At 54.6% G+C, this 23,424-nt stretch carries 21 protein-coding genes and 1 pseudogene; 15 read left to right on the forward strand and 7 right to left on the reverse strand.

Features of this window, described 5'->3' with window-relative positions:
- Positions 1-55: 55 nt before the first annotated feature.
- Together NF683_RS12235 and NF683_RS12240 are read left to right on the forward strand one after the other, a co-directional pair.
- Positions 56-655: a GNAT family N-acetyltransferase gene (locus NF683_RS12235; RefSeq protein ID WP_253920120.1), complete on the forward strand. Its 600-nt coding sequence runs from the start codon at positions 56-58 to the stop codon at positions 653-655.
- Positions 656-817: 162 nt separating this feature from the next.
- The gene (locus tag NF683_RS12240; protein ID WP_253920121.1) at positions 818-1,153 is read left to right on the forward strand and encodes a TfoX/Sxy family protein; all 336 of its coding nucleotides are present in this window, start codon (positions 818-820) and stop codon (positions 1,151-1,153) included.
- A 57-nt stretch (positions 1,154-1,210) separates the two neighbouring features.
- Here NF683_RS12240 and NF683_RS12245 read toward each other — a convergent pair whose 3' ends face one another.
- On the reverse strand, positions 1,211-1,879 hold the full coding sequence (locus NF683_RS12245; RefSeq protein ID WP_231657379.1) for an FMN-dependent NADH-azoreductase: 669 nt from the start codon (positions 1,877-1,879) through the stop codon (positions 1,211-1,213).
- Between the two features lie 140 nt (positions 1,880-2,019).
- On the opposite strand from NF683_RS12245, the gene NF683_RS12250 reads away from it, so the two are divergent.
- A complete protein-coding gene (locus NF683_RS12250) occupies positions 2,020-2,868 on the forward strand; it encodes a LysR family transcriptional regulator (RefSeq protein WP_253920122.1) in 849 nt (282 codons plus the stop codon).
- Positions 2,869-2,916: 48 nt separating this feature from the next.
- Here NF683_RS12250 and NF683_RS12255 read toward each other — a convergent pair whose 3' ends face one another.
- Positions 2,917-3,711 (reverse strand): helix-turn-helix transcriptional regulator, encoded by a 795-nt coding sequence (locus NF683_RS12255; RefSeq protein ID WP_253920123.1) that lies wholly within the window; start codon positions 3,709-3,711, stop codon positions 2,917-2,919.
- Between the two features lie 93 nt (positions 3,712-3,804).
- On the opposite strand from NF683_RS12255, the gene NF683_RS12260 reads away from it, so the two are divergent.
- The 5 genes from NF683_RS12260 (at position 3,805) to NF683_RS12280 (ending at position 8,022) form a co-directional block, all read left to right on the forward strand.
- Positions 3,805-5,400, forward strand: a complete 1,596-nt coding sequence (locus tag NF683_RS12260) for an MFS transporter (protein WP_253920124.1) — start codon at positions 3,805-3,807, stop codon at positions 5,398-5,400.
- Between the two features lie 37 nt (positions 5,401-5,437).
- Positions 5,438-5,767 carry an ArsR/SmtB family transcription factor gene (locus tag NF683_RS12265; protein ID WP_083007844.1) on the forward strand — a complete coding sequence of 110 codons (330 nt, stop codon included), beginning with the start codon at positions 5,438-5,440 and terminating at the stop codon, positions 5,765-5,767.
- The gene (locus NF683_RS12270; RefSeq protein ID WP_089038842.1) at positions 5,760-6,251 is read left to right on the forward strand and encodes an SRPBCC family protein; all 492 of its coding nucleotides are present in this window, start codon (positions 5,760-5,762) and stop codon (positions 6,249-6,251) included. Before NF683_RS12265 ends, NF683_RS12270 begins: the two co-directional genes overlap by 8 nt.
- Positions 6,238-6,666, forward strand: coding sequence for an SRPBCC family protein (locus tag NF683_RS12275; RefSeq protein ID WP_253920125.1), 429 nt, complete (start codon positions 6,238-6,240; stop codon positions 6,664-6,666). Before NF683_RS12270 ends, NF683_RS12275 begins: the two co-directional genes overlap by 14 nt.
- Before the next feature lie 159 nt (positions 6,667-6,825).
- Complete coding sequence (locus NF683_RS12280; protein WP_253920126.1) at positions 6,826-8,022, forward strand: multidrug effflux MFS transporter; 1,197 nt, start codon at positions 6,826-6,828, stop codon at positions 8,020-8,022.
- 350 nt (positions 8,023-8,372) lie between these two features.
- Here NF683_RS12280 and NF683_RS12285 read toward each other — a convergent pair whose 3' ends face one another.
- Positions 8,373-8,939 (reverse strand): manganese efflux pump MntP, encoded by a 567-nt coding sequence (locus NF683_RS12285; protein ID WP_253920127.1) that lies wholly within the window; start codon positions 8,937-8,939, stop codon positions 8,373-8,375.
- 394 nt (positions 8,940-9,333) lie between these two features.
- The gene (locus NF683_RS12290; protein WP_253920128.1) at positions 9,334-10,293 is read right to left on the reverse strand and encodes an AraC family transcriptional regulator; all 960 of its coding nucleotides are present in this window, start codon (positions 10,291-10,293) and stop codon (positions 9,334-9,336) included.
- A gap of 480 nt (positions 10,294-10,773) precedes the next feature.
- On the opposite strand from NF683_RS12290, the gene NF683_RS12295 reads away from it, so the two are divergent.
- Both NF683_RS12295 and NF683_RS12300 read left to right on the forward strand, forming a co-directional pair.
- Complete coding sequence (locus NF683_RS12295; protein ID WP_253920129.1) at positions 10,774-11,958, forward strand: efflux RND transporter periplasmic adaptor subunit; 1,185 nt, start codon at positions 10,774-10,776, stop codon at positions 11,956-11,958.
- 6 nt (positions 11,959-11,964) lie between these two features.
- On the forward strand, positions 11,965-15,126 hold the full coding sequence (locus tag NF683_RS12300; RefSeq protein WP_253920130.1) for an efflux RND transporter permease subunit: 3,162 nt from the start codon (positions 11,965-11,967) through the stop codon (positions 15,124-15,126).
- A 168-nt stretch (positions 15,127-15,294) separates the two neighbouring features.
- Here the strand turns inward: NF683_RS12300 and NF683_RS12305 are convergent, their stop codons facing one another.
- Complete coding sequence (locus tag NF683_RS12305) at positions 15,295-16,029, reverse strand: CDP-alcohol phosphatidyltransferase family protein (RefSeq protein WP_253920131.1); 735 nt, start codon at positions 16,027-16,029, stop codon at positions 15,295-15,297.
- A gap of 227 nt (positions 16,030-16,256) precedes the next feature.
- Here NF683_RS12305 and NF683_RS12310 point away from each other — a divergent pair, with 227 nt between their 5' ends.
- The 4 genes and pseudogenes from NF683_RS12310 to NF683_RS12325 all read left to right on the forward strand — a co-directional run.
- Positions 16,257-17,246: a zinc-dependent alcohol dehydrogenase gene (locus tag NF683_RS12310; RefSeq protein WP_253920132.1), complete on the forward strand. Its 990-nt coding sequence runs from the start codon at positions 16,257-16,259 to the stop codon at positions 17,244-17,246.
- A 34-nt stretch (positions 17,247-17,280) separates the two neighbouring features.
- Positions 17,281-17,679 (forward strand): 6-pyruvoyl trahydropterin synthase family protein, encoded by a 399-nt coding sequence (locus tag NF683_RS12315; protein WP_253920133.1) that lies wholly within the window; start codon positions 17,281-17,283, stop codon positions 17,677-17,679.
- Positions 17,676-19,622, forward strand: a complete 1,947-nt coding sequence (locus NF683_RS12320; protein ID WP_253920134.1) for a glycosyltransferase — start codon at positions 17,676-17,678, stop codon at positions 19,620-19,622. Before NF683_RS12315 ends, NF683_RS12320 begins: the two co-directional genes overlap by 4 nt.
- Before the next feature lie 4 nt (positions 19,623-19,626).
- Positions 19,627-20,508 (forward strand): annotated as a pseudogene (locus tag NF683_RS12325) (lysylphosphatidylglycerol synthase transmembrane domain-containing protein); the annotation flags it as partial.
- A 63-nt stretch (positions 20,509-20,571) separates the two neighbouring features.
- Here NF683_RS12325 and NF683_RS12330 read toward each other — a convergent pair.
- Positions 20,572-21,429, reverse strand: a complete 858-nt coding sequence (locus NF683_RS12330; RefSeq protein WP_342760376.1) for a RibD family protein — start codon at positions 21,427-21,429, stop codon at positions 20,572-20,574.
- A 64-nt stretch (positions 21,430-21,493) separates the two neighbouring features.
- Between NF683_RS12330 and ribA the strand changes: the two genes are divergently transcribed.
- Complete coding sequence (gene ribA, locus NF683_RS12335; RefSeq protein ID WP_253920135.1) at positions 21,494-22,597, forward strand: GTP cyclohydrolase II RibA; 1,104 nt, start codon at positions 21,494-21,496, stop codon at positions 22,595-22,597.
- On the opposite strand, the gene NF683_RS12340 is transcribed toward ribA, so the two are convergent.
- On the reverse strand, positions 22,594-23,382 hold the full coding sequence (locus NF683_RS12340) for a creatininase family protein (RefSeq protein ID WP_253920136.1): 789 nt from the start codon (positions 23,380-23,382) through the stop codon (positions 22,594-22,596). The genes ribA and NF683_RS12340 overlap by 4 nt on opposite strands.
- Positions 23,383-23,424: the final 42 nt, after the last annotated feature.

Consider the following 23,424-nt stretch of genomic DNA (forward strand, 5'->3'; position numbering starts at 1 on the left):
ACTCAGTCTGGTTAAGCGTTTGCCCCACCTTCCAAGAAGATAGTTGAGTATACACATGGCCTTTATCGCACCTATCACTCTCACTGCGCATGGCGTAACGCTTGAGCCGCTCTCACTCAATCACGAAGCCGGTTTGCGCGCCGCCGCTGCGGATGGCGAGTTGTGGAGTCTGCGCATTACCTCGGTGCCCGCGCCCGATGAGACACGTAGTTATATTGATACCGCCTTGAAAAGCCGCGAGGAAGGCCATCGCTTTGCTTTCGCCGTGATTGAAGAGGCGAGTGGTAGGGTGCTTGGCACCACGAGTTACCATGATATTTTGCCCAACGTAAAACGCGTTGAAATTGGCTACACCTGGTACGCCAAGCGGGTTCAGCGTACGCATGTCAACACCACCTGTAAGCTACTGCTATTGACTCACGCTTTCGACACATTGGGCTGTAACGTGGTCGGTTGGCGTACCGACAACTTCAACTTTGCCAGCCAACGTGCGATCGAGCGCCTGGGCGCGAAGAAAGATGGTGTCATCCGAGGCCATGCGATGCGCCGCGATGGGACCATTCGCGATACAGTGATGTATAGCCTGAGCAGGGGCGAGTGGCCAGAGGTGTGCTCACACCTCAACTACTTGATCAGCCGATCCTGCGCCCAGTGAGATTTATGGTGTGAGACTGGAGTGAGTCGCTTCTAAGGTTGGCCTGACGCTACCGCTAGGCTAAGCAGCATCGATTGCTATGTCCGGATGCCCTTTAGTACCAAGCCTCGCAACTTTATCAACGCCGCTACGCGATGCGGCTGAAACCGGGGGGGTAGGTTAATGAAAGCTACCAGCGAATTTATCGCGAACCTTAGCGACGTATTTGTACTGTTTGGTGACATCCAAACTAAGCGCATGTTTGGCGGATATGGCGTTTATCGCGATGGCCTTATGTTTGCGCTAGTCGCTGATGATGTTCTTTACCTTAAAGTCGACGAACGTTCGGTAGGCTCTTTTATCGAGCTGGGAATGGAGCAGTTTGAATACGAGAAGAGCGGTAAAAGAGTAAAAATGACTTATTACGCGGCCCCCGAGGAGATATTTGAAGATCCAGAACATGCTAAGGAGTGGGCTGACCGTGCTTATAAAGCGGCATTGCGGCAAAAATCTCGTTGATGCAGAGCAACGAGGGCAGTCATTTAAGACTGCCCGGCGGCCACTCAAAGCAAAGGTTTATGCGTTGCTAGCCAAATCCACTGCTAGCAATCCGGCATTTTTAAGCGCATTAGCAACTGATCTCTGATGCCTTTCATCTCCAAATTCTTGGTACTCTGACGTTATTTCATGAAATGACTCGACGCCTAAGTATCTGCCCAGTGTTTTAATATGCGGCCCGAGATGATTCATATGCTCACGTTCACCTCCTGGCCCAAAGCCAAACTCTCCGCATGAAGAGACTAAAATTAGTGTTTTCCCAGACAAAAGCGGCTCTATAGGATGGTCGCCACGAGCTAAATCAAAACTAAATGTTTTATTTATACGCATGACCTGATCGAACCACGCTTTAAGAGGGGCGGGCATGCCGTAGTTGTACATAGGTGAAGATATTAAGATGACATCCGCTTGCGCTAACTCGCTAAATAGCTGATCGGATAAAGCTAGTTTTTCACGTTGCTCAGAACTTTTTCGCTCATCCGGTGTGAAAACGGCACCTATCCAATCTTGGTCAATAAAATCAGGTGGGTTCAAACCAATATCACGATAAATGTAATTATCTGTACTGTTAGCAGATTGCCATTTATCAACAAACTGCATAGCAATACGTTTTGATATTGAGTTGTGGTCAGGGTTTGGGTTTGTCGCTTTACGTACGCTAGCGTCTATATGAAGTAATGTGCGCATGATGGCCTCAGCAGATAGCGATGTGGAGTGGCTATGCTGCCTTTTTGCCAATACTGCGACAAATGAATAAACTGGATCGATAGGTGAGTAAAACTTATCTATTGAGAAGCCGGGTTGAGACAAAAAATAGGAGGCTAGCGGTGAATGCTTCGCTACAGGCGATTAAGGTGTTTGAAGCAGCCGCTCGGCTGGGGAGCTTTAAAGATGCTGCCGAGGAGCTGTCGATAACGTCGGCGAATGTGTCGCATCACATCAGCAATCTTGAGAATAGGTTGGGAGTGCGGCTGTTTACCCGAATCAACCGGGGCGTGATTTTAACGTCAGAAGGGCACCAGCTCTCTGAGGCGACAACCGCCGGTTTGCAGAAAATTCAGACTGCGCTAGATAATATAAAGTCAGATGCCTCGCGACTGAATGTTGATACCACCTCATCCTTTGCCGCCCTGGTGCTAATTCCGTTGCTACATGACTTTAATAAAATTTACCAAAATATTGATGTTGAAGTGTCAACGGGTGAAGTGGTGGCGTCGAAAGTGAATACCCTTTCTATCCGTTTGGGGGACGTAACCCGGGTTGATGAATCAAATTTATTAAAAAAAGAGCGTTTTAACCTATATGGGAGCTGTCCTTTTATCCGCTCCATCACAGTGGATAAGCCAGCAACGGTCTATCTGACTAAATGGAAGAACAAGAAACTGCCGGACGCGCCTTGGGAAAACTGGTTAATTGAAAATGGAGAGTCACTGCCAAATTTTGAAATAAGGTATTTTGATCAGGAGCTTTATGGTGTGTATGAAGCTATAGCTGGGAAAGGACTGGTGTTTTGTTCAGAGACACTGGTTTCTGACTTTGTGAAAGCCAACGCATTGCAGCCCATTTCGTATCAAAGCGTCGATTCATTGCTGTGTTACTACATCCCGACCGAAAGCTGGCAGCATAGCGCCAAAATGCAGGCTTTTGTCGATTGGCTTAAGTCTGTGATTGATTGAGATTTATATTCTGATTGATCAGCTTCCTCCATAACAGGGTTTGTCTGTTCACTCTCCTGCTGCGAAGTAAACCACCATCTTGAGATGACGGTGTTCATCAACGATGAGCGTCTCATGGGTATAGGTATGATGCTCGCCCTCTGTATCAAGGAGGCTGCTGATTCCTCGGTTGTAACCTTCCATGCTTGACGCTTCCCACCAGTGCCGGAAGTCTGGCGATAACTGGCAAAGCTCTTCAATTTGCGTTTGCATGACTGGGTCTTCAGGGGCGACAGCTAAGTCACAACGAAACTGTGCCAGCATATTCGACGCATCCTGTTGCCAGTCAGGGAGTCGTCGACGCAGGTCGGGAGCGGTAAATACCATCCTTAATAGATTGCGCTCAGACGCTTCTCGGCTGCTGAACTGAAGTAGTTCATCAGCCTGCGCATTCCAGCCAATAGCATCCCAACGCAGGTTCATCACGTAACTAGGGCGAGAGAGGTCATCCATCAGCGACTGGATTCGGGGGGAAGTACTCTGCTCTTGATACGCTTCTGCAGGCGGTGCTCGGCGGTGCGCTAATAGAAATAGGTGACAGCACTCGGCGTCATCCAGTTTTAGGGCACGGGAGAGGTTGAGCAGAAAACGTTCGGAGACCTTAATGTCACGGCCCTGCTCAAACCAGGTGTACCACGTCAGGCCTACCCCAGCGAGCGCAGCAACCTCTTCTCGTCTTAAGCCCGGGGTACGCCTTCGCCCGCTAGTGGGAAGCCCGACGTCAGCAGGCGTTAATTTTTGACGATGCCGCAGCATGAATTCGGTGAGATCACACTGTGTTCGCTCAAGCCGATGATTGGCCACGCTATTACCTCTAGTAATAGGATAATTAGCTATATTGTAACCCCATATAGAGTGTCTGAGAATGCCTACTTCCATGATGAAGTCGGAGGCGACATGTCATTCAGCTGTGATGTTCACACCCCTGTTAATACGGACACAGGTAATACGGACACAGGTTATACGGATACCGGCGGAAGGCCCTGCAACAAGGCTGGCATTAAAGAGTGGGCGGGGCTTGCGGTATTGGCTCTGCCCACCATGCTGCTTGGGCTCGATGTCACTATTCTCTACCTCGCGCTTCCTGCCTTAGCGGTAGAGCTGCAGCCTAGCAGTACTCAGGCGCTGTGGATTATGGATGCCTACGGCTTCATGATCGCTGGTTTTCTGATCACGATGGGCACGCTAGGGGATCGGGTTGGCCGACGTCGACTACTAATGATCGGGGCCTTTGCGTTTGCGGTCGCGTCAGTGTTTGCCGCTTATGCGCCTAATGCCGAGTGGCTTATTGTGGCTCGGGCAGCGCTGGGTGTTGCCGGAGCAACGCTGATGCCTTCTACACTGGCCCTGATTAGCAATATGTTTTTTGATCTGCGCCAGCGGGCATTGGCGATTGGGATATGGGCGACCATGTTTGCACTGGGGATGGCCTTGGGGCCGGTGGTCGGTGGGTTGCTGTTAGCCCCTTTTTGGTGGGGAGCGGCTTTCCTAATTGCCGTGCCCATCGTCATCGTACTGTTATTAACTGCGCCATTACTGCTGCCGGAGTATCGCAATCCGCAGGCAGGCCGTCTGGATATTTTAAGTGTTCTACTGCTGTTGATAGCAATTCTGCCAAGTATCTATGCCATAAAGGCGTTCTCTAAAGCAGGTGTGACGCCACTGGTATTGGCCACACTTGCGCTAGGGATCGTGGGAACACTGCTCTTTGTGCGTCGACAAAAGCAGCTTCTTGATCCTTTGCTTGATCTCAAACTGTTTGCCATTAAAACCTTCACTGCTGCGCTGGTCATAATGTTGCTAGGGCTGGTAGGAGTGGCAGGGATGATGCTTCTAGTCACTCAATATCTTCAGCTAGTGGCGGGCTACACGCCGCTGATTGCTGGGCTATGGATGGGGCCGCCAGCGCTGATGATGGTGCTTGCCGGTATTCTTGCTCCTATCTTGGCGCGCCGTATTCGGCCTGCGTTTGTTATTGCTGTCGCGCTGATGCTTGCAAGCATCGGCTGTGGTTTTCTGGCTCAAGTAGACCCGCTGTCTGTTCAGGTACTCCAGGTCGTTTTGGGATTTTCATTAGTGTACCTGGGGTTGGGCACCATCGCCGCGTTGGGCACCGACTTGGTGGTAGGCGCGGCTCCTGCGGAAAAAGCTGGGTCCGCGTCGTCGATGTCTGAGATGGTTCAGGAGTTGGGTGTGGCGCTGGGCGTAGCACTTCTCGGTAGCCTGGCAACCCTGTTGTATCGCGTGGAGATTGCCAGTGCGATTCCTGATGAGGTGCCAGACGATGTCTCCCGTGCCCTTGGAGAAAGTTTGTGGTCCGCAACGTCCGTTGCTGAACGACTTCCCGACGGAATACTTGAGCAAGCACAGTCAGCGTTTACGCAAGGAATGAATGCTGTGGCCATCGTCAGTGGCATCACTATTTTGGTGCTGGCGTTGTTGTCGGTTGCTAGCCTCCGGCATGTACAGGCAGTTGGTGAGAATGAGCACTAAATTTTGACATGCAACTATTTGGTTGCATAATGTCGTTATGACAACTAATCTCAATCTTGTTTTCAAAGCGCTCGCTGATCCCTCGCGGCGCCAGCTGCTGGATAGCCTGTTTGAAAATAATGGGCAGGCACTCAATGAACTGTGCGAACGACTCTCCATGAGTCGACAGGGCGTTACCAGACACTTGGCGCTGCTGGAAGAAGCGGGGCTGGTGGTTACGGCGTGGCGGGGGAGAGAAAAGCTGCATTACCTCAATGCCGAGCCAATTCAGCAGATCCACCAACGCTGGGTCAGTAAGTTCACTCATCAGCGGATTGCGGCGGTGGACAGTCTCAAACAGAAGCTTGAGGACCATCACAATGAGTAAGCCCGATTTTGCCTACGTTATTTACATTAACACGACGCCCGAGCAACTGTGGAAAGCGTTGACGGAAGGGGAGTTTACCCGCGAATACTGGGGTGGGCGGCAGCTTACGTCGGCGTGGACGGCGGGAGCAACGGTTAAACTAGTCAAGGCCGATGGATCACTGGATTGGCGCGGCGAGGTGCTGGAGTCAGACCCGCCGCACCGTTTGTCCTATACCTTCATTCCTGAAAACGATGACGAGATGCCAGGATACGAGGGCGAAAAAGTTGATCTGACGAGACCTGAAAAACCGTCTCGGGTCACGTTTGAGATTGCCGAGTATATGGGCCAAGTACGCCTAACGCTGATTCACGATCAATTCGAGGAGAACAGCAAGGTACTGCAAGGCATCAGCGTCGGCTGGCCAGTCATTCTTTCCAGTCTCAAAAGCTTGCTGGAAGGCGGCAGCCCTCTGCTAAGGAGTGATACTGATGGCGCGCATTGAACATATTCAATACGTAAATGCCCCTCTTTCACGTGTTTACGAAGTGTTGACCACGGCTCGTGGCCTGGCCGAGGTGTGGACCCAGGATTTAACATTCACTGCCCAACTTGATGCGGTCAATGAATTCCGATTTGGGGATGAGCACCCGACAAAGATGACGATCGTGGAGCTGGTGCCCAATGCTAAGATGACTTGGCAATGTATCGATTCAGACCCGGAGTGGATTGGGACCAGCGTCAGTTTCGAGCTAGAACAACGAGGAGGCAAAACGGCCGTCACTCTCAAGCATACCGATTGGCGTGAAGTGACCGAGTTCTTCCGTTTCTGCAACTATAACTGGGCGATATTCCTGCTGAGCCTTAAGCAATACTGTGAAGAAGGGGCCGGTATTCATTACCAGACCCGGACGTTTTAGTAGAGCCGCTGTTCAATTGTGACAAGCAATCACGATCAGCCTTCAGAATAATATTTTGCAAATTGTTGTCGATATTTACCTCCCCCACACGACTGCTTGGCATAGGACGAAGCCATTTCGGCTTTCGGATGAACACACTTATTGATAAAGGAATATTCAGTGAAAGCCGATATGATAAAAATGGCACTGGTGCTCGGCCTGCTGAGCTGGATCGGCCCTTTTGCCATTGATATGTACTTGCCCGCTATGCCGGCCATCAGTGAAGACCTGGGGGCGTCGGTGTCGGCCGCGCAGTGGACGTTGATGTCGTTCTTCATTGCGTTTGGTATCTGCCAGCTTTTTTACGGACCGGCCTCCGATGTGTTCGGCCGCAAGCCACCGCTCTACTTTGGCCTTGGTATCTTCGGTGTCGCCTCGATTGGTTGTGCATTTGCGCCCACCATCGAATGGCTGATTGCTTTGCGCTTTTTGCAAGGTATGGGGGCGGCTGCGGTCATGTCCATTCCGCGCGCGGTGATCCGTGACCGCTACACTGGCACCGAGGCGACGCGCATGATGTCCACCATCATGTTGGTAATCGCCGTTTCACCGATGCTGGCACCCCTGATGGGCACCTCGATCATCGTGCCCTTCGGCTGGCGTGCTGTCTTTGTCGCGGTCGCCATTGCCACGGTGTTGGGCCTGTTTCTGACCGGCTTTGCTTTGAAGGAAACGTTGGCCCCGGCCGACCGCGCACCTTTTCGCTTCAACGCCATGATGAACGCTTTCGGCGTATTGTTCCGGGACTCGGGATATATGGGCCTGACGTTGATTGGTGGTATGGGCATGGCCAGTTTCTTTGCCTTTCTGGCCACCGCCTCGTTTCTCTACACCGGCTACTACGGCCTTACAGCATTCCAGTTCAGCCTTGCGTTCGCACTGAACGCCCTGGGGTTCTTTACCACCAGCCAGATTGCCTCCAATCTCGGTGTCCGTTTCGGCTCCATCACGGTGGTGAAATGGGCGGTGGCCGGTTACGCCGTGTCGGCCTGCCTGATGTTTACGCTGGTGGCGCTGGGATACACCAGTTTCCCGCTGCTGGTGGGAATGCTGATTACAACCTTTGCGTTTCTTGGTCTGGTGATTCCCACATCCATGGTGTTGTCGCTGGAGGAACACGGCCCCATTGCCGGTACAGCGGCGGCCCTGGGCGGCACTCTGCAAATGATGCTGGGCGCGGCCGCCATTGCTGTGGTCAGTGTGGTGTTCGACGGAACCCCACTGATGCTGACCGCAGCCATCGCACTGTGCTCGTTGGTGGCCGCGGGCTTGTCGCTGTTGACCTTGCGCGGTACGCCACAAGAGGCCGTGGTCTAGGGTTTTTGGATGACGTCAACTTGCAGGCTTGGCCCACAAGTTGGCGTCATCCAGCCCTTGCAGGGTAAGCCCTGTAATTGTTAATGGGCTTCCTGGGTGGTTAACGATCGAATACGAAGGGCTAACCCAGATCATGACACTGGAAGTTGTGGATAGTCGTATCCAGGCACTATACGTTATGCGTAATCCAGATAAATTACGCCATTTGGCTGACCTGCTACCGAAGCTTTAGTCTTTAGTTAAATAAATGGCTTCTTCTTACGCTTTTTATGGTGGCTTGATGTGTGAAAGCTCAATCGCTTAAGAAAGAGTTCCAAGTTTAAAAAGGGGGCAAGGTTATAATTGGCTGGTTAAGCATTAAAAAAAGCTGTGTGCTCGGCTAATACTGCTAAGCCAATTCCGATTAGCACAATACCGCCGATAAGTTCGGCCCAGTGACCGACAAAATGGCCAAGCTTATTGCCCAGAAAAGTGCCGATAGAGGCCATTACCGTAGTAGCGAGACCGATAGCTAGGCTGGTGGCGATGATATTGGCATCGATGAAGGCGAGGCTGGCGCCCACAGCCATGGCATCAATGCTGGTAGCAGTGGCGGTCAACACCAATAACCAGAGCGTCTGTTTGCGATGCTCTATTTTGTCTTCCTTTGTGATCCCAGCATGCATCATATGCAGGCCGATCAGTGCTAGCAGGGTAAAGGCAATCCAGTGGTCCCAGGCTTCAACGTACTGTTGAGATGCTTTGCCCGCTGTCCAGCCTAGTAAGGGGGTTAACGTTTCAATAATGCCGAAGACGAGACCAATGCCAATGGCATGTCGGAATCTGGGTTTTTTTAACTCGGCACCTTTACTTATCGAGGCGGCAAATGCATCGGCCGACATGGAAACGGCTAGAAACAACATGGTGGTCGGTGTCATTGAGTGTGAACTCTCGCCAAAAATTACCGCGCATAAATCCCTTGGGCATCACCTAGAGCGGTATGCCTGAGTAACAAGGTCGGGTATTCAGTTGCGATGAATCCTACCATATTTGATTAAACAAACAAGCAGCGTAGTTAAAAATAAAGTTTGTAGTTGCGAACTAGTATAGCCTTGGCTAACAGTGTTTATATTGGCTTATTTTCTTGGCTTTTATATATTTTATAATAGTTAATTCAAGGTTGTTTAAATAGTATGAGGCTAAAAGTGGATGTTGAAAAGAGTAGTGAGTTTGTTAGCTTAGTTTCATAAGTAATGGGTGTTGAGGAATAGCGCGCGGTAATCAGAGTGGTATTGCCAGCATCGATTCATCATCGCGACAATACACTCAGAATTAAGCTGGCTGCGAGGCAGCAGCGATGCCGCGTAGTTGGATAACATCAGCACGTGGCGGCGCGCCAAACATGCGGCTATATTCGCGGCTGAAGTGGGAGGGGCTTTCATAACCCACCCGGTAGCTGGCCGTGGCCGCTTCCAGCCCTTCTGCCAGCATCAGCCGTCGGGCTTCGTGTAGGCGTAGTTTCTTCTGGTATTGCAGCGGCGACATGCGTGTGACTTGTCGGAAGCTATGGTAAAGCGTCGATTCGCTCATGTTGGCGGCGGCGGCCAGCTCGCTGATCTTGAACGGTTGCGTGTAGCGTTCTTTAAGAGCGCAGATGACCTTGGCAATCCGGTTGGCTTGGGAGTCAGAGGCGGCAAATCGGCGCATGTGAGGCCCCATTGCACCCATGAGTGCCCGGTAGACTAGCTCGCGCCTAGCTAGGGGCGAAAGTATCTGAATATCTTCCGGTGAGTCGAGCAGGCTTAACAGCCGATAGAGCGCACCCAGCATAGGTGTGTCCATGGGCGCCGATTTTAATCCGCAGTCTGTCTCGGGGCAGATAGTATCATTTCCCGCGGGTGGTGCTTTATCACCCAGTTCCAGTATCAGCCCTGCCACTTCCTGTGGATCCACCGAGACTTTAACCGCTAGGTAGGGGGTTTCAGGGGTGGCATGATCAATCCTGCCTACTATCGGTAGGTGAACGGCGCTCCCAATGTAGCTAGGCCCAGTGTAGACGATCTCCTTGTCACCCAATAGCACCGTCTTGCTGCCCTGAATGACAAAGCACAGGCACGGTTCGTATACAGCGCAGTGAAAGGTGGTGGGGGCGTCAGCACGTACCAGTTGCACCTCGGAAATCGCCGTATTCTGAAGCTCCTCCAAGGGCGTCCAACGACGGACGAGCTTGCTTAATTGCTGCAGCAGGCTGTCACTGAAATAGGTGGTCTGCTCAGGCACGGTATCGGTCAATGGCTCTCCTCCCTAACAGCCTGCAGTATATGTCTTTGCCGCGTGCATAGGAGGTTTTTTCAGTTGTTTTTGCAGAATCGGGCAAGCACTGGGTAGAAACCGACAATCCGTGCCGCGTGTCAGAAAACGGTCATTATGCTAAAAAACCGAAACAGCGCGATGATCCAAATACCTCGCCAAGTGAAGCTTTTCACTCCTCACGACAGAAATAGGCAATCTTACCGCAGGAACCCGATACCTCCATTGCCCTTAAAGACCCTACCGTAGAGAGCTTCTGATTAGGAGCTAGCAATCCCCTGTCAGCCTCCTTGATAAAAAATCGACCGTTGACCTATTGACCTCAACTTAACTTGAGGTTGCAAAGTGGATGTCGAATCTGACGCTACCCAACCGACTAGTTAAACGCTAACCACCAATGCGGTACGTAATTATATAACCAACGCTGATATCGGTTTCCGATAGTCACTGGAGCAAGTAATCATGGGAAGTTTGGATCAAAGTGCTCGCTCAACGAGTTGCCGGGGAATCATCCCGCTGCTACTGGTAATGGCTTTACTTACCGGCTGCGAGGCCAAGAGCGAGGAGGCAGCAGCTTCGCCACCACCGCCGCCAGAGGTAGAGGTGGTGAGTATGGTTTCCCAACCGCTAGTGTTGAGTGAAACCTTCACCGGGCGAGTAGAAGCCGCGGAAACGGTGGAACTAAGACCTCGCGTCAGCGGCTATATCCAGGAGGTGGCGTTCGAGGAGGGAGAGCTTGTGGAGCAGGGGGATCTACTGTTCCTGATTGATCCGCGCCCATACCAAGCCCGTGTTAGTGCCGCCCAGGCGGATCTAGCCCAGGCCAGGAGCCAGCAGGCTCAAGCGGGCAGTGAAGCTGAGCGTGCTCGGGTCTTGCTGGGGCGTCAGGCGATTTCACAGGAGGTGCACGACCAGCGTCAATCGGCCCTGAGTAGTACCCGTGCCATGGTCGATGCCGCCGAGGCTGCGTTGCAGACCGCCGAGCTTAACCTTGAGTACACCCGCATTACAGCGCCGGTCAGTGGTCGTGCCGGTCGGGCAATGGTGACCCGAGGCAATTTGGCTAACGCTGACCAAAGCCTGTTGACGACTCTCGTGACCATCGACCCGATTCATGTCTACTTCGAAGCGGACGAACAGGCCGCTTTTGCCAGCCAAGCCCTGCTAACTGATGAAGAGAGCAGCCTGAAGATTGAGTTGGGCGGCGACCCGCAGCGTCAATACAGTGGCACGCTGGACTTTATTGATAACCGTTTAAACCCCAGCACGGGAACACTGCAGTTCCGGGCTCGGTTGGCCAACCCTGATGGTCGTATCCGGCCGGGAGAGTTTGCCCGGGTTGAAATGCCGATAGCGAGCTTGGAACAGGCGCTGCTGGTGGAACGTAAGGCAATTTTGACCGACCAAGATCGTCGCTATGTCTATGTCGTTGATGGTGACAACCGGGCAGAGCGTCGCCAAGTAGCGACCGGTCGTCAGATGGGGGAGCAGATGGTGATCACCGAAGGACTTAGCCCCGGTGATCGAATTATCGTCAACGGTGTGCAAAAAGTGTTCTTCCCTGGAATGGAAGTGAGCCCGCAAAGTGCCGTTGCCGCATCGACTGTCGATGCCCCACCCACCACCCTTGCTGCTAGGGAAGAGTAAACCGCCATGAATTTCTCCCGTTTCTTTGTCGACCGACCGATCTTTGCGGCGGTGCTGTCGATTATCATCCTGGCGATCGGACTGATCTCCATCCCCAACCTGCCGATCAGCGAGTACCCGGATGTGGTGCCACCCTCGGTGGTGGTACGCACGGTCTATCCGGGTGCCAACCCGAAGGAGATCGCCGAGACGGTGGCGACGCCTTTGGAGGAAGCCATCAATGGTGTCGAGGACTTGATGTACTTCAAGTCCGTCGCAGGCTCTGATGGCGTACTGCAGATGACCGTCACTTTCCGCCCTGGTACGGATGCGGAGGAGGCGGCCGTCAGGGTGCAGAACCGGGTAAGTCAAGCCGAGGCGCGCTTGCCGGAAGCCGTGCGCCGCCAGGGCGTGACCACCCAGAAGCAGTCGCCCACTTTCCTGATGGTCGTTCATCTGACCTCGCCCGGGGGCGAATACGACACTCTCTACCTGCGTAACTATGTGCGGCTGCATGTCAGAGATCGCCTGGCCCGGCTCGAAGGGGTCGGGGACGCCCAGATATTTGGTGGTGGTGACTACGCCATGCGTGCCTGGCTCGATCCCGAGCGGGTGGCGGCGCGTGGTCTCACCGCCAGTGATGTAGTGGCTGCCATGCGCGAGCAAAATGTCCAGGTATCCGCCGGGCAGCTGGGCGCTGAGCCCATCGGAGAGAGTGATTTTCTAACCTTGATCAACGCCCGTGGGCGCTTGGAGACGGCGGAGGAGTTTGGCAACATCGTGCTGAAGCGCGGTGACAGTGGCGACATTCTAAGGCTATCGGATGTGGCTCGACTGGAGATGGGCGCTGGGGACTATACTCTGCGTTCGCAGCTTGATGGCAATGACGCGGTCGCCATTGGTATTTTCCAGGCCCCGGGTGCCAATGCGCTGGCTATCCGCGAACAGGTGGTGGCCACCATGGATGAGTTGGCCACGCAGTTTCCCACTGGCGTTGAGTATGAAGCGGTCTACGACACCACCATCTTTGTTAGCGATTCGATCAAGGCAGTCGTCAAAACCCTGCTGGAAGCCGTGCTGCTGGTGGTACTGGTCGTTACTCTGTTTCTGCAAACCTGGCGCGCCTCCATCATTCCTCTATTGGCGGTGCCAGTATCGGTGATCGGCACCTTTGGGGCGCTCTACCTACTAGGATACTCGATCAATACGCTGACCCTATTCGGGCTGGTGTTGGCTATCGGCATTGTGGTCGACGACGCCATCGTGGTGGTGGAGAACGTCGAGCGCAACATCGGTGAAGGGCTCAATCCCCAGGCCGCGGCCCATCAGGCGATGAAAGAGGTCTCTGGCCCAATCGTTGCTATCGGCTTGGTGCTGTGTGCGGTGTTTATACCGATGGCCTTTCTTTCCGGGGTGACCGGGCAGTTTTACCGCCAGTTTGCGGTAACGATTGCCATCTCTACTGTTATCTCCACGATTAACTCTTTAACCCTGTCGCCCGCTTTGGCGGCGATGCTGCTTAAACCCCATGACGCGCCTAAGGATCGACTCACCCGGCTAATCGATTGGCTATTCGGCTGGATTTTTCGGCCCTTCAATCGCTTCTTCAACGCCAGCGCAGAAAAGTACCAGGGCGGCGTGGCGCGTTCCCTAAAACGGCGTGGCGCGGTATTCATGGTTTACGCTCTATTACTCACCGGAACGGGATTGATGTTCAAGGTGGTGCCACCCGGCTTTATTCCGGTGCAGGACAAGCTGTACCTGATTGCCGGCGTTATTTTGCCAGAGGGGGCATCCCTGGAGAGAACCGATCAGATGCTCCAAGAGGTGGTAGATATTGCCATGGAGACCGATGGTGTTGAGCACGCCATTGCCTTTCCTGGCCTCAACGCGCTGCAGTTCACGAACACTTCCAACACAGGGGTAGTGTTTCTCACCCTTAGCCCCTTTGGCGAGCGTAGCCTCACCGCCGCAGAGATAAACGCCAGGATTAATCAGGGCATAGGAGGCCTAAAAGAGGGCTTTGCGTTTGCGTTTATGCCGCCCCCCATTCTGGGTCTTGGCAATGGGTCGGGCTACCAGATGTTCATCGAGGATCGCGGCAACCTGGGTTATGGAGCGCTGCAGGGAGCGGTTAATCAGCTCCAGGGCGCTATCGCCCAAACGCCAGGGATGGGCTTCCCGATTAGCAGCTACCAATCGAATGTGCCGCAGTTAGATGCCGAGGTCGATCGGCTGAGGGCTAAAGCCCAGGGAGTGCCACTAACCGAGCTATTCGACACTCTGCAGATCTATCTGGGTTCGACCTATGTGAATGACTTCAATCGCTTTGGCCGAACTTGGCAGGTCATTGCCCAAGCGGACGCCCCTTACCGGACCAGCGTGGAAGACATTGCTCGCCTGCGTACCCGCAATGACCAGGGAGAAATGGTGCCTATTGGTACCATGGTAAATATCACACAAACCTTCGGGCCAGACCCGGTATTGCGCTACAACGGCTACCCAGCGGCGGACTTAGCCGGGGAGGCTGACCCTAGGTTGCTCTCCTCTGCCGAGGCAATGGATGCGATCAACGCCTTGGCAATGGAGGTGCTGCCGCCGGGCATGGCGTTCGAATGGACCGACCTGAGCTACCAGCAGTCCACCCAGGGGAACGCTGCGCTGGTGGTCTTTCCACTGTCGATTCTGTTGGTGTTTTTGGTGCTGGCGGCTCTCTACGAAAGCTGGACGTTGCCCTTAGCGGTGATCCTGATTGTCCCCATGTGCATGCTATCAGCGCTTATCGGCGTCTGGTTTGGTGATGGCGACAACAATATTTTCGTACAGGTAGGATTGGTGGTGCTAATTGGCTTGGCGTGTAAGAACGCCATACTGATTGTGGAGTTCGCCCGCGAGCTGGAACTGCAGGGCAAAAGCGTGGTGGACGCGGCCCTAGAGGCCTGCCGACTGCGACTGCGCCCCATTATTATGACCTCGATCACGTTCACCGCCGCCGTGCTACCGTTGGTCATTGCTACCGGGGCGGGCGCCGAGGTGCGGGCAGCGCTGGGTACGGCGGTGTTTGCTGGCATGGTTGGGGTCACCCTGTTTGGGCTTTTCCTCACGCCGGTATTCTATGTGGCGCTGCGTAAACTCTCTGGCTCTCGCCCGCTTGTTAGCCATCACAACGCGACTCTGGCCGTTGAGTAATGATGCCAAAGAAGGGGCGTTAAAAAGGGGGGGGGGCCTCCTGAGCTACTCATAGCCATTCTGACCAAGAGGGTTTAGTGCAGTAGAGTAATCCAACATGCCACTTTGGCTCGGCCAAAGTGGCGTGTTGGAGACGCTTACCGAGATGATATCTTGACCTTTACTTTGCTAGTGGGCGTTATGTTTGTGTTGCCTATGCAGCCACCACACATCGAAGCTAAATGAGTAGCTGAGTGAGGCTAACGCACTCAGTGCCAGCAGGCCTGCAGCAAGAGGAGAGGTGAATGGCGTTAACGCCAGCAGCAATGCAATGACCTGCCACACGCACACTGCTTTACGCCGGAAACTTTCGAATAACGGTGCTTTTAGCCAGGCAAATGGCCAGCTAGCGGCGATAAATAAATAACGCATGCCGCCAATCAGTAGTACCCAAGCGCCTAGATGTTCGCTCTGCAATAAGCCAATGCAGAGTATCAGGATTAATACTGCATCCAGCTCCATATCAAAGCGCGCGCCAAACGTGGTGTGGGTTTTAGTGCGCCTGGCAATCCAGCCATCCACACCGTCCAGTAATAGCGCGATGACGGCCACCGCTAGCCATAGCCAAATTGCGTTAGTAAAGGCATTCGCTGCCAGTGCCCCTGCCACGATGGCGACGAGTACGCCGCGCCCAAGCGTTACCCGGTTTGCCCAACCGAGCGGGCCATGGGGCCAAAAACTTACCACCAGTACGCCCATCACGACGTAGAAGCCAGCTGCCAACCACCAGTTTGCAGCGCTGGCGACTAATCCCGGCAGCATCGATCCTAAGCCTGCGAGTAATAGGCTGGCCAGCGCTATCTCAACCAAGGTGTAAATACGCTTGGGCAAAGAGACACTGGAGGTGTTGGAGAAAGAGGGCATGCTTACTCGCAAAGCGGCTGACTGGCCCGCGGTTGAATTAAAGTGTGCAAACTATTTCTTATGTACCATTCTTGTATAAGAAGGTAAGGTTGTCCATGATGTGAATATAGTTGTTTCAAATCATCTTCGCGCTTACAGGGGTTAAGCAGCCAGGGCTTAAGCAGCCGCTTCGCTTTCTAGGCTACGCTGTATGGAGGGATGAAGCGCTTAAACCATAAGGAAATGTCATGTTGCCGCCTGATACCGCTACGGCTTTTTGGGTGACCCACCCTACCCATGGTGAGCTCAAGCAGGAGCCACTAGCATCACCCGACGACAATGAGGTACGGGTTCGTGCCCTTTATAGTGGCGTAAGCCGTGGCACTGAGTCGCTCGTGTTTAACGCACGGGTGCCGCAAAGTGAATATTTGCGCATGCGCGCTCCCTTCCAAGCGGGTGAGTTTCCTACGCCCGTGAAATACGGCTACTGCAACGTTGGTTATGTGGAGCAGGGGCCAGATCATTTACTGAATAAAACCGTTTTTTGCCTTTTTCCGCACCAGGACTACTACGTCGTTCCGGTAGACGCTGTTTTAGCGCTCCCCGACGACGTACCCGCTTCCCGTGCCGTGTTAGCCGCCAATATGGAAACTGCCATTAACGGCGTGTGGGATGCTAACCCTATGCTTGGCGAGCGCGTATGTGTGGTGGGCGCTGGCGTTGTCGGTGCACTGGTGGCGTATCTGTGTGCGCAAATTCCAGGTGTAGAAGTGTGCCTGGTCGACATTAATCCCGAGCGAGAAGCGTTGGCAACGCATTTGGGGATTCCCTTCTGTACACCAGAGCAGGCACCCAGCGACCAAGATTGCGTGATCCATGCTAGTGGTCAGTCGGATGGTCTGAGGCTGGCCATGAGCTTGCTGGGCAACGAAGGCCGGGTGATTGAAATGAGCTGGTTTGGCGAAGGCGATGTGTCGCTACCACTCGGGGGCGCTTTTCACTCCCAGCGTTTAACGCTTCGCGCCAGCCAAGTTGGGCAACTGCCTACCAAGTTGCAGCCGCGCTGGAATTATCGCCGCCGTTTAGCGCTCGCTTTACGCTTACTCACCGACCCGCGATTAGATGCGCTGATTAGCGGTGAGAGCGATTTTGCCGATTTTCCAACGCTGGCGCCTGCTCTGTTTGGGCCTGATAGCACAGCGCTTTGCCATCGAATTCGTTATCCATTGCCCGCTTAGGCGATGTGGCTTATTTAACACGACAGGAGTGTCTATGTACCGTTTATGCGTTCGTGACCATTTTATGATCGCCCATAGTTTTAATGGGGAAATATTCGGCCCCGCCCAACGCACCCACGGTGCCACCTATGTCGTGGACGTAGTATTCCAGCGCCCTGAACTTGACCAGGATGGTCTAGTGATTGATATCGGTTTGGCTAGTGAGACGGTTAAAGAGGTGCTGGCGGATTACAACTATCGCAACCTTGATGAGGTAAGCGAGTTTGGCGGTAAAAACACCACCACGGAATTTATGGCCAAGGTGATTTTTGACCAGCTGGCGGCTGCCATTAAAGCAGGAAAAATGGGCGCCACCGCTCAGGGGCTGACGCATATGGAGATCAAACTGCATGAATCTCATGTGGCGTGGGCAAGTTATGAAGGAGCGCTATGAGTCAGCCATTGACCTTGATAGTGGCTGGCGATCCAGACCAGCGTACCGGCGGGTATATTTACGACGCCCATATTGTCGCTGCGCTGCGCAAGCGTGGGCTGGCTATCAATGTGGTGGGGCTGTCAGGGCGTTTTCCTGATGCCGATGATGAGGCGGCTCAAGCGCTAGCCAGTGCGCTTTCTGCATTACAGGATCGTTCGCGAGTGATTATTGATGGCCTAGCCATGGGGGCATTGCCCGATGTGGTAGCTGACCATGCTGAGCGCCTTGATATCACTGCGTTACTGCATCATCCGTTAGGTGATGAGCAGGGCTTGAGTGAGATGGATCAGCAGCGTTTTCACCGTTGCGAACTGCTCGGGCTGGCGCATGTGAATAGAGTGATTGTGACCAGTCGCTTTACTGAACGCCGTGTAACAGCACTGGCGGAGCAATACGCGCTGCCATTTGGTGCCCCTATCAGCGTGGTGGAACCTGGCGTTGAACGTGCTCCGGTCAGCCCCGCGGCGCAACCCAACGAGCCTATCCGCCTGCTATGCGTGGCAACGCTGACCCCGCGTAAAGGGCAGGATATTTTGGTTCAAGCCTTGGCGGATGTTGAGCGTGGTCACTGGCGATGTGATTGCTTTGGCGGTGCGCGTGATGCTGCGTTTACGGAGCGCGTTCAAACACTGATCGACAGCCATCAACTGAGTGATCGGGTAACGCTGCACGGCGAATGTGATGCTGCGACCCTGGAAGCCGCTTATCAAAATGCCCATGCACTGGTGTTACCTTCTTGGTACGAAGGCTACGGCATGGTGGTGACTGAAGCGCTAGCCCATGGCTTGCCGGTTATTACCACCACCGGCGGAGCACTGCGGGATACCTTGCCAAAAGGGGCTGGCATCAGCGTAGCACCGGGGGATGTTCAGGCGCTGTCGAGGGCGCTGGAGGCTTTCTGCCAGGATGAGGCACTACGCACTGAGCTACGCGCAGGCGCCGCCGCTGCACGCGACCTTTTGGGCGACTGGCAGGCTGCAGGGAAGGCGTTTACCAATGCGCAGCAGCAACCTTCGACATTGTTGGCGGGAAGCCAGTTTACAGCGGATTGGCTATCGCTGCGTGAAAGCGTCGATGCCAATTCGCGCAGCCAAGCGTTGGTCGATGGATTAGCGAGCTGGTTATCAGAAGATAAGTGGAGAGCAGAAGCTTGCTCGCCAATCACACTAGCGGATTTAGGCTGTGGACGCGGCAGCAATAGCCAGTTTATTGCACCTCGCTTGTACGCTGACCAGCGCTGGATGCTGATTGATCATGATCCGGCCTTACTGAATGAAGCCTACTCGCGAACCAGCCAATTGAACACGGGGAAAGGTGAGCCGCTGCAGGTCGAAACCCATTGTGTTTCCCTTAAACAGCTTGATCACCCAGCACTTACGCACTGTGACGTAGTGACGGCATCTGCGCTGATTGATCTGGTGTCTCAAGAGTGGATCGATGCCTTGGCTGCACAGTGTGCTAAACATCGCCAAGCGCTTCTTATCGCTCTAAGCATTACCGGCGAATGGTGCTTTACCAATGCTCAGCAGCAACCTCTGAACGACCTTGACGATCGCTGGGTCGGTGAGCTGTTCAACGCACACCAGCGTCGCGATAAGGGCTTAGGCGGTGCATTAGGCGGCGCTGCCCACAGCGCGCTAGCTAACGCGATGGCTGGCCACGGTTATCGTGTCAACGAGGCTGAAACACCATGGCGCTTGGCGGCGGGCGAGCCAGCGCAGTACCCCTTAATGTGCGCGTTGATTGAAGGATGGGCGAGCGCTGCTAGCGAACAGGCTCCTGAGGCGGCGTCACGGATTGCCCTTTGGCGTGATCAGCGCCTGGGTCAGGTAGCCAAAGGCGAGATCGGTATTTGGGTAGGCCACCGCGACTTGCTGGCGCTGCCAGCGGATGAGGGCTAACCCCATGCGACGCTGGCGCTGGCTGAGAACCCCGTGGGTGCAAAAAGGGCTAGTGAGCTTAGGGCTGCTGGCCGCTGTTGCCCTGTGGGTAGAGCCAGACGCGGTGATGGCCGAAGTGCAGCGTTTTGCGCCGGGTTGGATGGCTCTGGCGCTGTTGATCAGTGTGCTGCAAGTGATGCTGAGCGCGTGGCGCTGGCAGTTGACAGCAGGCTTAATCGACGTGTCGCTGCGCTACCGTTATGCACTGCGGGAGTACTACTTAGCGTTGTTGGTTAACCAGTTGCTGCCTGGCGGCGTGTTGGGTGATGCGGGTCGTGCCCATCGCCATGCCCGTCAGTCTTCTTCGAAGGGAAGTGCTTGGCGTGCGGTGGTGATTGAGCGTGCCTCTGGGCAGCTGGCGATTGCACTTTACACACTAATCGCCTTGTTCACGTCACCACTCTGGCTAACAGCGCTGGGCTTCAGTGGCTTGATGGTAGTGGCGGGCGTAGCGGTTATCGTGATGGTGGCCGGTGTGACGCTGATGGTCTGGCTGCGGCGCTCGGCGGTAACGCTACCCGCTTGGTGCGCTGCATTAGGGCAGGATATGCGTCGCGGGCTACTGCAGCGCGACGTATGGCCACGGCAACTGATATCTTCTCTTGCTATCGTGCTTAGCTATGGCCTGGTAATGGTCTGCGCGGCTCGGGCAATCGGCATAGAGCTGGCGACCTTAGATATTTTGGCGTTGGCTCCAGTGTTGCTGCTTGCCATGCTGGTACCCCTTTCGATTGCCGGGTGGGGGGTGCGAGAAGGCGCCGCCGCAGGCATTTGGATGTTTGTTGGCTTGCCATCGGCGCAAGGTGTGGCGATATCACTGGCTTATGGTGTGTTAGTACTGATGGCTAGCCTGCCAGGCATTTGGGCAGCGCTGGCTTCACGAACACATGCTGCGCCGTCTGGTTCTCAGTCAGGCAGTGCGTCCGCTCAGCACTACGTCGAACAGCGTGTCGTCCCCGCAGCGGAAAGAGCGCATCGTCGGGCGCAACGCATTCTCGAGGGTATCGATGGGCGTCATCTGCAGCCCGGGTCTGCCGGAACCGATCAGCAGCGGCGCAACCAGCAAATGCAGGCGGTCAACCGCGTTCGCTTCAATGAACTGCGAAACAGTGACGCCGCCGCCTTCTACCAATACCCGCGTAAGACCACGATCTGCCAGCAGGGCAATAACGTCGGTGGGTCGGAACTGACCGTTGGTATCCAGCGGCAGCACGCAGTGTTCAGCGGCCGTTGGCGCCACCGTTACCTCTGGCCCGGTGAGATGCAGCGTGGGGGCGGCCGACGTGGTGAACAGCGCCAAATCAACGGGCACGCGTCCTCGTGGGTCAATCACCACTCGGGTAGGGTGCTTCCCCGTTACGCGGCGCACGGTGAGCTGAGGATTATCAGCACTCGCCGTACCCGCGCCGATCACCACGGCATCGGCCAGCGCCCGCAGTCGGTGCAGGTGCACCAAACTTTCAACGCCATTGATGTAGTGGGAGTGACCGCTTTCCGTGGCGATGCGCCCATCCAGGCTTTGCCCCAGTTGGGCAACCACCCAGCTCGAATGACGCACCAGTGGCAGCAAACACGTCAACAGCTCCTGCGCGGCGCTTGTAACAGGGGCAGAAGAGTGCCAGCCGCCATGGGTATCAAGCGTCATAGTGGCGTCACTTTTGGTGTCCTGTTGAGTGTCCAACAACCATGCCCACGCTTGGTCGATATCGATCGTTACGTCGTTGGTACTCGGCATGGTATCTCCACTCAAAAAACAGCAACTCATCATGCGGGGCCATGTTGCCCGACGCAAGCAAACGTTGTCCGCCCCAACCGGCAACTTGGAGGCCTACATGTATCACATTGAACGCGCTATTTTCGATATTCGCCGTGGATTGCCCGTGGTAATTAATACCGGAGAGCAACGTCTGTTGGTACAGGCTCTTGAAGGCAGTGTGTCGGTCGATTCACTGGCGAAACTCTCCGGCTCTCGGCCAGCACTGGTATTAACGCGTCATCGCTTGCAGGCAATGGGCATGTCGCTTAAGGCGGATGCGGCCTGCTTACCGCTCACCGAGCAAATCAGTGAGCGTGATTTGCATCACCTTGCTGTGTCCAATGAAGCGTCGAAGGCTCATTCGCTTTTAAGCGGCCTGAAGCCTGCTGGCGTGGGAGAGAGAGGCGCTGTGGCACTTATGCGTCGTGCGCTATTGATACCGGCGGCGCTCTGCGCAGAGGTCAGTGCGACATCCGCCGAGCATATTGCTCAGCAGTTATCAAAAGGCGAGCTGTTAGAAGTGAATGCCCGCGATGCAGAGACGTGTTTAGCCGGTGCCCCGGGGATGCTAAAGCGTGTCAGTGAAGCGCGTATTCCTCTTGAAGATGCGCCTGAGAGCCGTTTTGTGCTGTTCCGTGAACCTGATGGTTTGCGTGAGCATGTGGCCGTAGTGATTGGTGATTTGAAAGCCAATCATGGGGCGGTTCCTTTGAGGATGCACTCGGCTTGCCTCACTGGCGATCTGTTCGGCAGCCTGCGCTGTGACTGTGGCGAACAGTTGCGTAACGCGGTGGCTGATATTCAAGCGATGGGTAGCGGCGTGCTGCTTTATTTAGCACAAGAGGGGCGGGGAATTGGCTTAGCCAATAAACTGCGCGCCTACACCTTGCAAGATGGCGGTTTAGACACCGTCGATGCCGATCAAGTACTAGGGTTTGGCGACGACGAGCGACAGTACGCTGTCGCGGTGGATATGCTCAATGCGCTAGCGATCGATAAAGTTCAGCTGTTAACCAACAACCCGCTAAAAATGGCAGCGCTGCGTGAAGGGGGGATTGAAGTCGTCTCACGTCAGGCGCTCTACGGCAGTGTGACGGATCACAATCACCGCTACCTAAGCGCCAAAGCTAACCGGGCAGGGCATTTCTTAGACGAAGTGCTTGAGGGTCGTGGGCGTTAATCTGGCGTTTTACCAGTGATAAGCGGTGGCAGGTGGGCGGTTTCGGCCACCACCTGCGCCAACTGAGTGGCGTAGTGCCTGACTAACCGTTCACCCAATGCTTGATGAGCACCCGTTGCATCACCGGCAACGCCGAACCTACTCAGGTCCTCGGCAAGCCAGGCAAACGCTGCACTACCCTCTGGACTGACCAAGGCGTCACCTTTAGGCATTGCCGGTGGAGTAGGTTGGTAGCTGTCGAGCTGAACAAGCTCCGGCGCTAAATGCAGCATGATGGCGGTTTCCAGCATGCCGCCATGCAATCCATAGCGCAGCTCATCGGCGTTGATAGCGCCTTCCAACGGCGGTAGCCGCGTATAGGTGGCTTTCACCACGCGCATTTCAAACTGCCGGCGTAGGGTCAGCGCGGCAAGGTCCATCACGGCTTTATTGCCACCGTGGCTATTAATCAGCACCAGCTTTTTTATCCCGGCCTGAGCAATGCTTGTGCCATAAGCTTCTAATGTCGCGATGGCGAGTGGGGCGGGTAGGCTAAGCGTTCCAGCAAAGCTGGCGTGTTCGTCGCTTGCACCGACGGCAATTGCTGGCAGACACAGCACGTCGAGTGCTGGGTCAATCATGTCTAACATGGCGGCTTGTAACCCTTCACCAATGATCAGGTCGGTACCCAGCGGCAGGTGAGTACCGTGCTGCTCAATGGCCCCCAAGGTGATCACTGCGACTGGATCACCTTCGGCAATCGAGGCGAGCTGGGGAGCGGTGAGGGTTTGCCAGTGATAAATCATGCAGATTCTCTTGTTTTGAAAGCTATGTTTTAAAAGCAGTGT

The sequence above is a fragment of the Halomonas sp. MS1 genome, from assembly GCF_024182575.1.
Lineage (GTDB): Bacteria > Pseudomonadota > Gammaproteobacteria > Pseudomonadales > Halomonadaceae > Vreelandella.

Coding starts and splice junctions, on each gene's coding strand:
- NF683_RS12235 (WP_253920120.1), top strand. CDS start 56: ATGGCCTTTATCGCACCTATCACTCTCACTGCGCATGGCGTAACGCTT.
- NF683_RS12240 (WP_253920121.1), top strand. CDS start 818: ATGAAAGCTACCAGCGAATTTATCGCGAACCTTAGCGACGTATTTGTA.
- NF683_RS12245 (WP_231657379.1), bottom strand. CDS start 1,879: ATGCGCACATTACTTCATATAGACGCTAGCGTACGTAAAGCGACAAAC.
- NF683_RS12260 (WP_253920124.1), top strand. CDS start 3,805: ATGTCATTCAGCTGTGATGTTCACACCCCTGTTAATACGGACACAGGT.
- NF683_RS12265 (WP_083007844.1), top strand. CDS start 5,438: ATGACAACTAATCTCAATCTTGTTTTCAAAGCGCTCGCTGATCCCTCG.
- NF683_RS12270 (WP_089038842.1), top strand. CDS start 5,760: ATGAGTAAGCCCGATTTTGCCTACGTTATTTACATTAACACGACGCCC.
- NF683_RS12275 (WP_253920125.1), top strand. CDS start 6,238: ATGGCGCGCATTGAACATATTCAATACGTAAATGCCCCTCTTTCACGT.
- NF683_RS12285 (WP_253920127.1), bottom strand. CDS start 8,939: ATGACACCGACCACCATGTTGTTTCTAGCCGTTTCCATGTCGGCCGAT.
- NF683_RS12295 (WP_253920129.1), top strand. CDS start 10,774: ATGGGAAGTTTGGATCAAAGTGCTCGCTCAACGAGTTGCCGGGGAATC.
- NF683_RS12300 (WP_253920130.1), top strand. CDS start 11,965: ATGAATTTCTCCCGTTTCTTTGTCGACCGACCGATCTTTGCGGCGGTG.
- NF683_RS12305 (WP_253920131.1), bottom strand. CDS start 16,029: ATGCCCTCTTTCTCCAACACCTCCAGTGTCTCTTTGCCCAAGCGTATT.
- NF683_RS12310 (WP_253920132.1), top strand. CDS start 16,257: ATGTTGCCGCCTGATACCGCTACGGCTTTTTGGGTGACCCACCCTACC.
- NF683_RS12315 (WP_253920133.1), top strand. CDS start 17,281: ATGTACCGTTTATGCGTTCGTGACCATTTTATGATCGCCCATAGTTTT.
- NF683_RS12320 (WP_253920134.1), top strand. CDS start 17,676: ATGAGTCAGCCATTGACCTTGATAGTGGCTGGCGATCCAGACCAGCGT.
- NF683_RS12330 (WP_342760376.1), bottom strand. CDS start 21,429: ATGATGAGTTGCTGTTTTTTGAGTGGAGATACCATGCCGAGTACCAAC.
- ribA (WP_253920135.1), top strand. CDS start 21,494: ATGTATCACATTGAACGCGCTATTTTCGATATTCGCCGTGGATTGCCC.
- NF683_RS12340 (WP_253920136.1), bottom strand. CDS start 23,382: ATGATTTATCACTGGCAAACCCTCACCGCTCCCCAGCTCGCCTCGATT.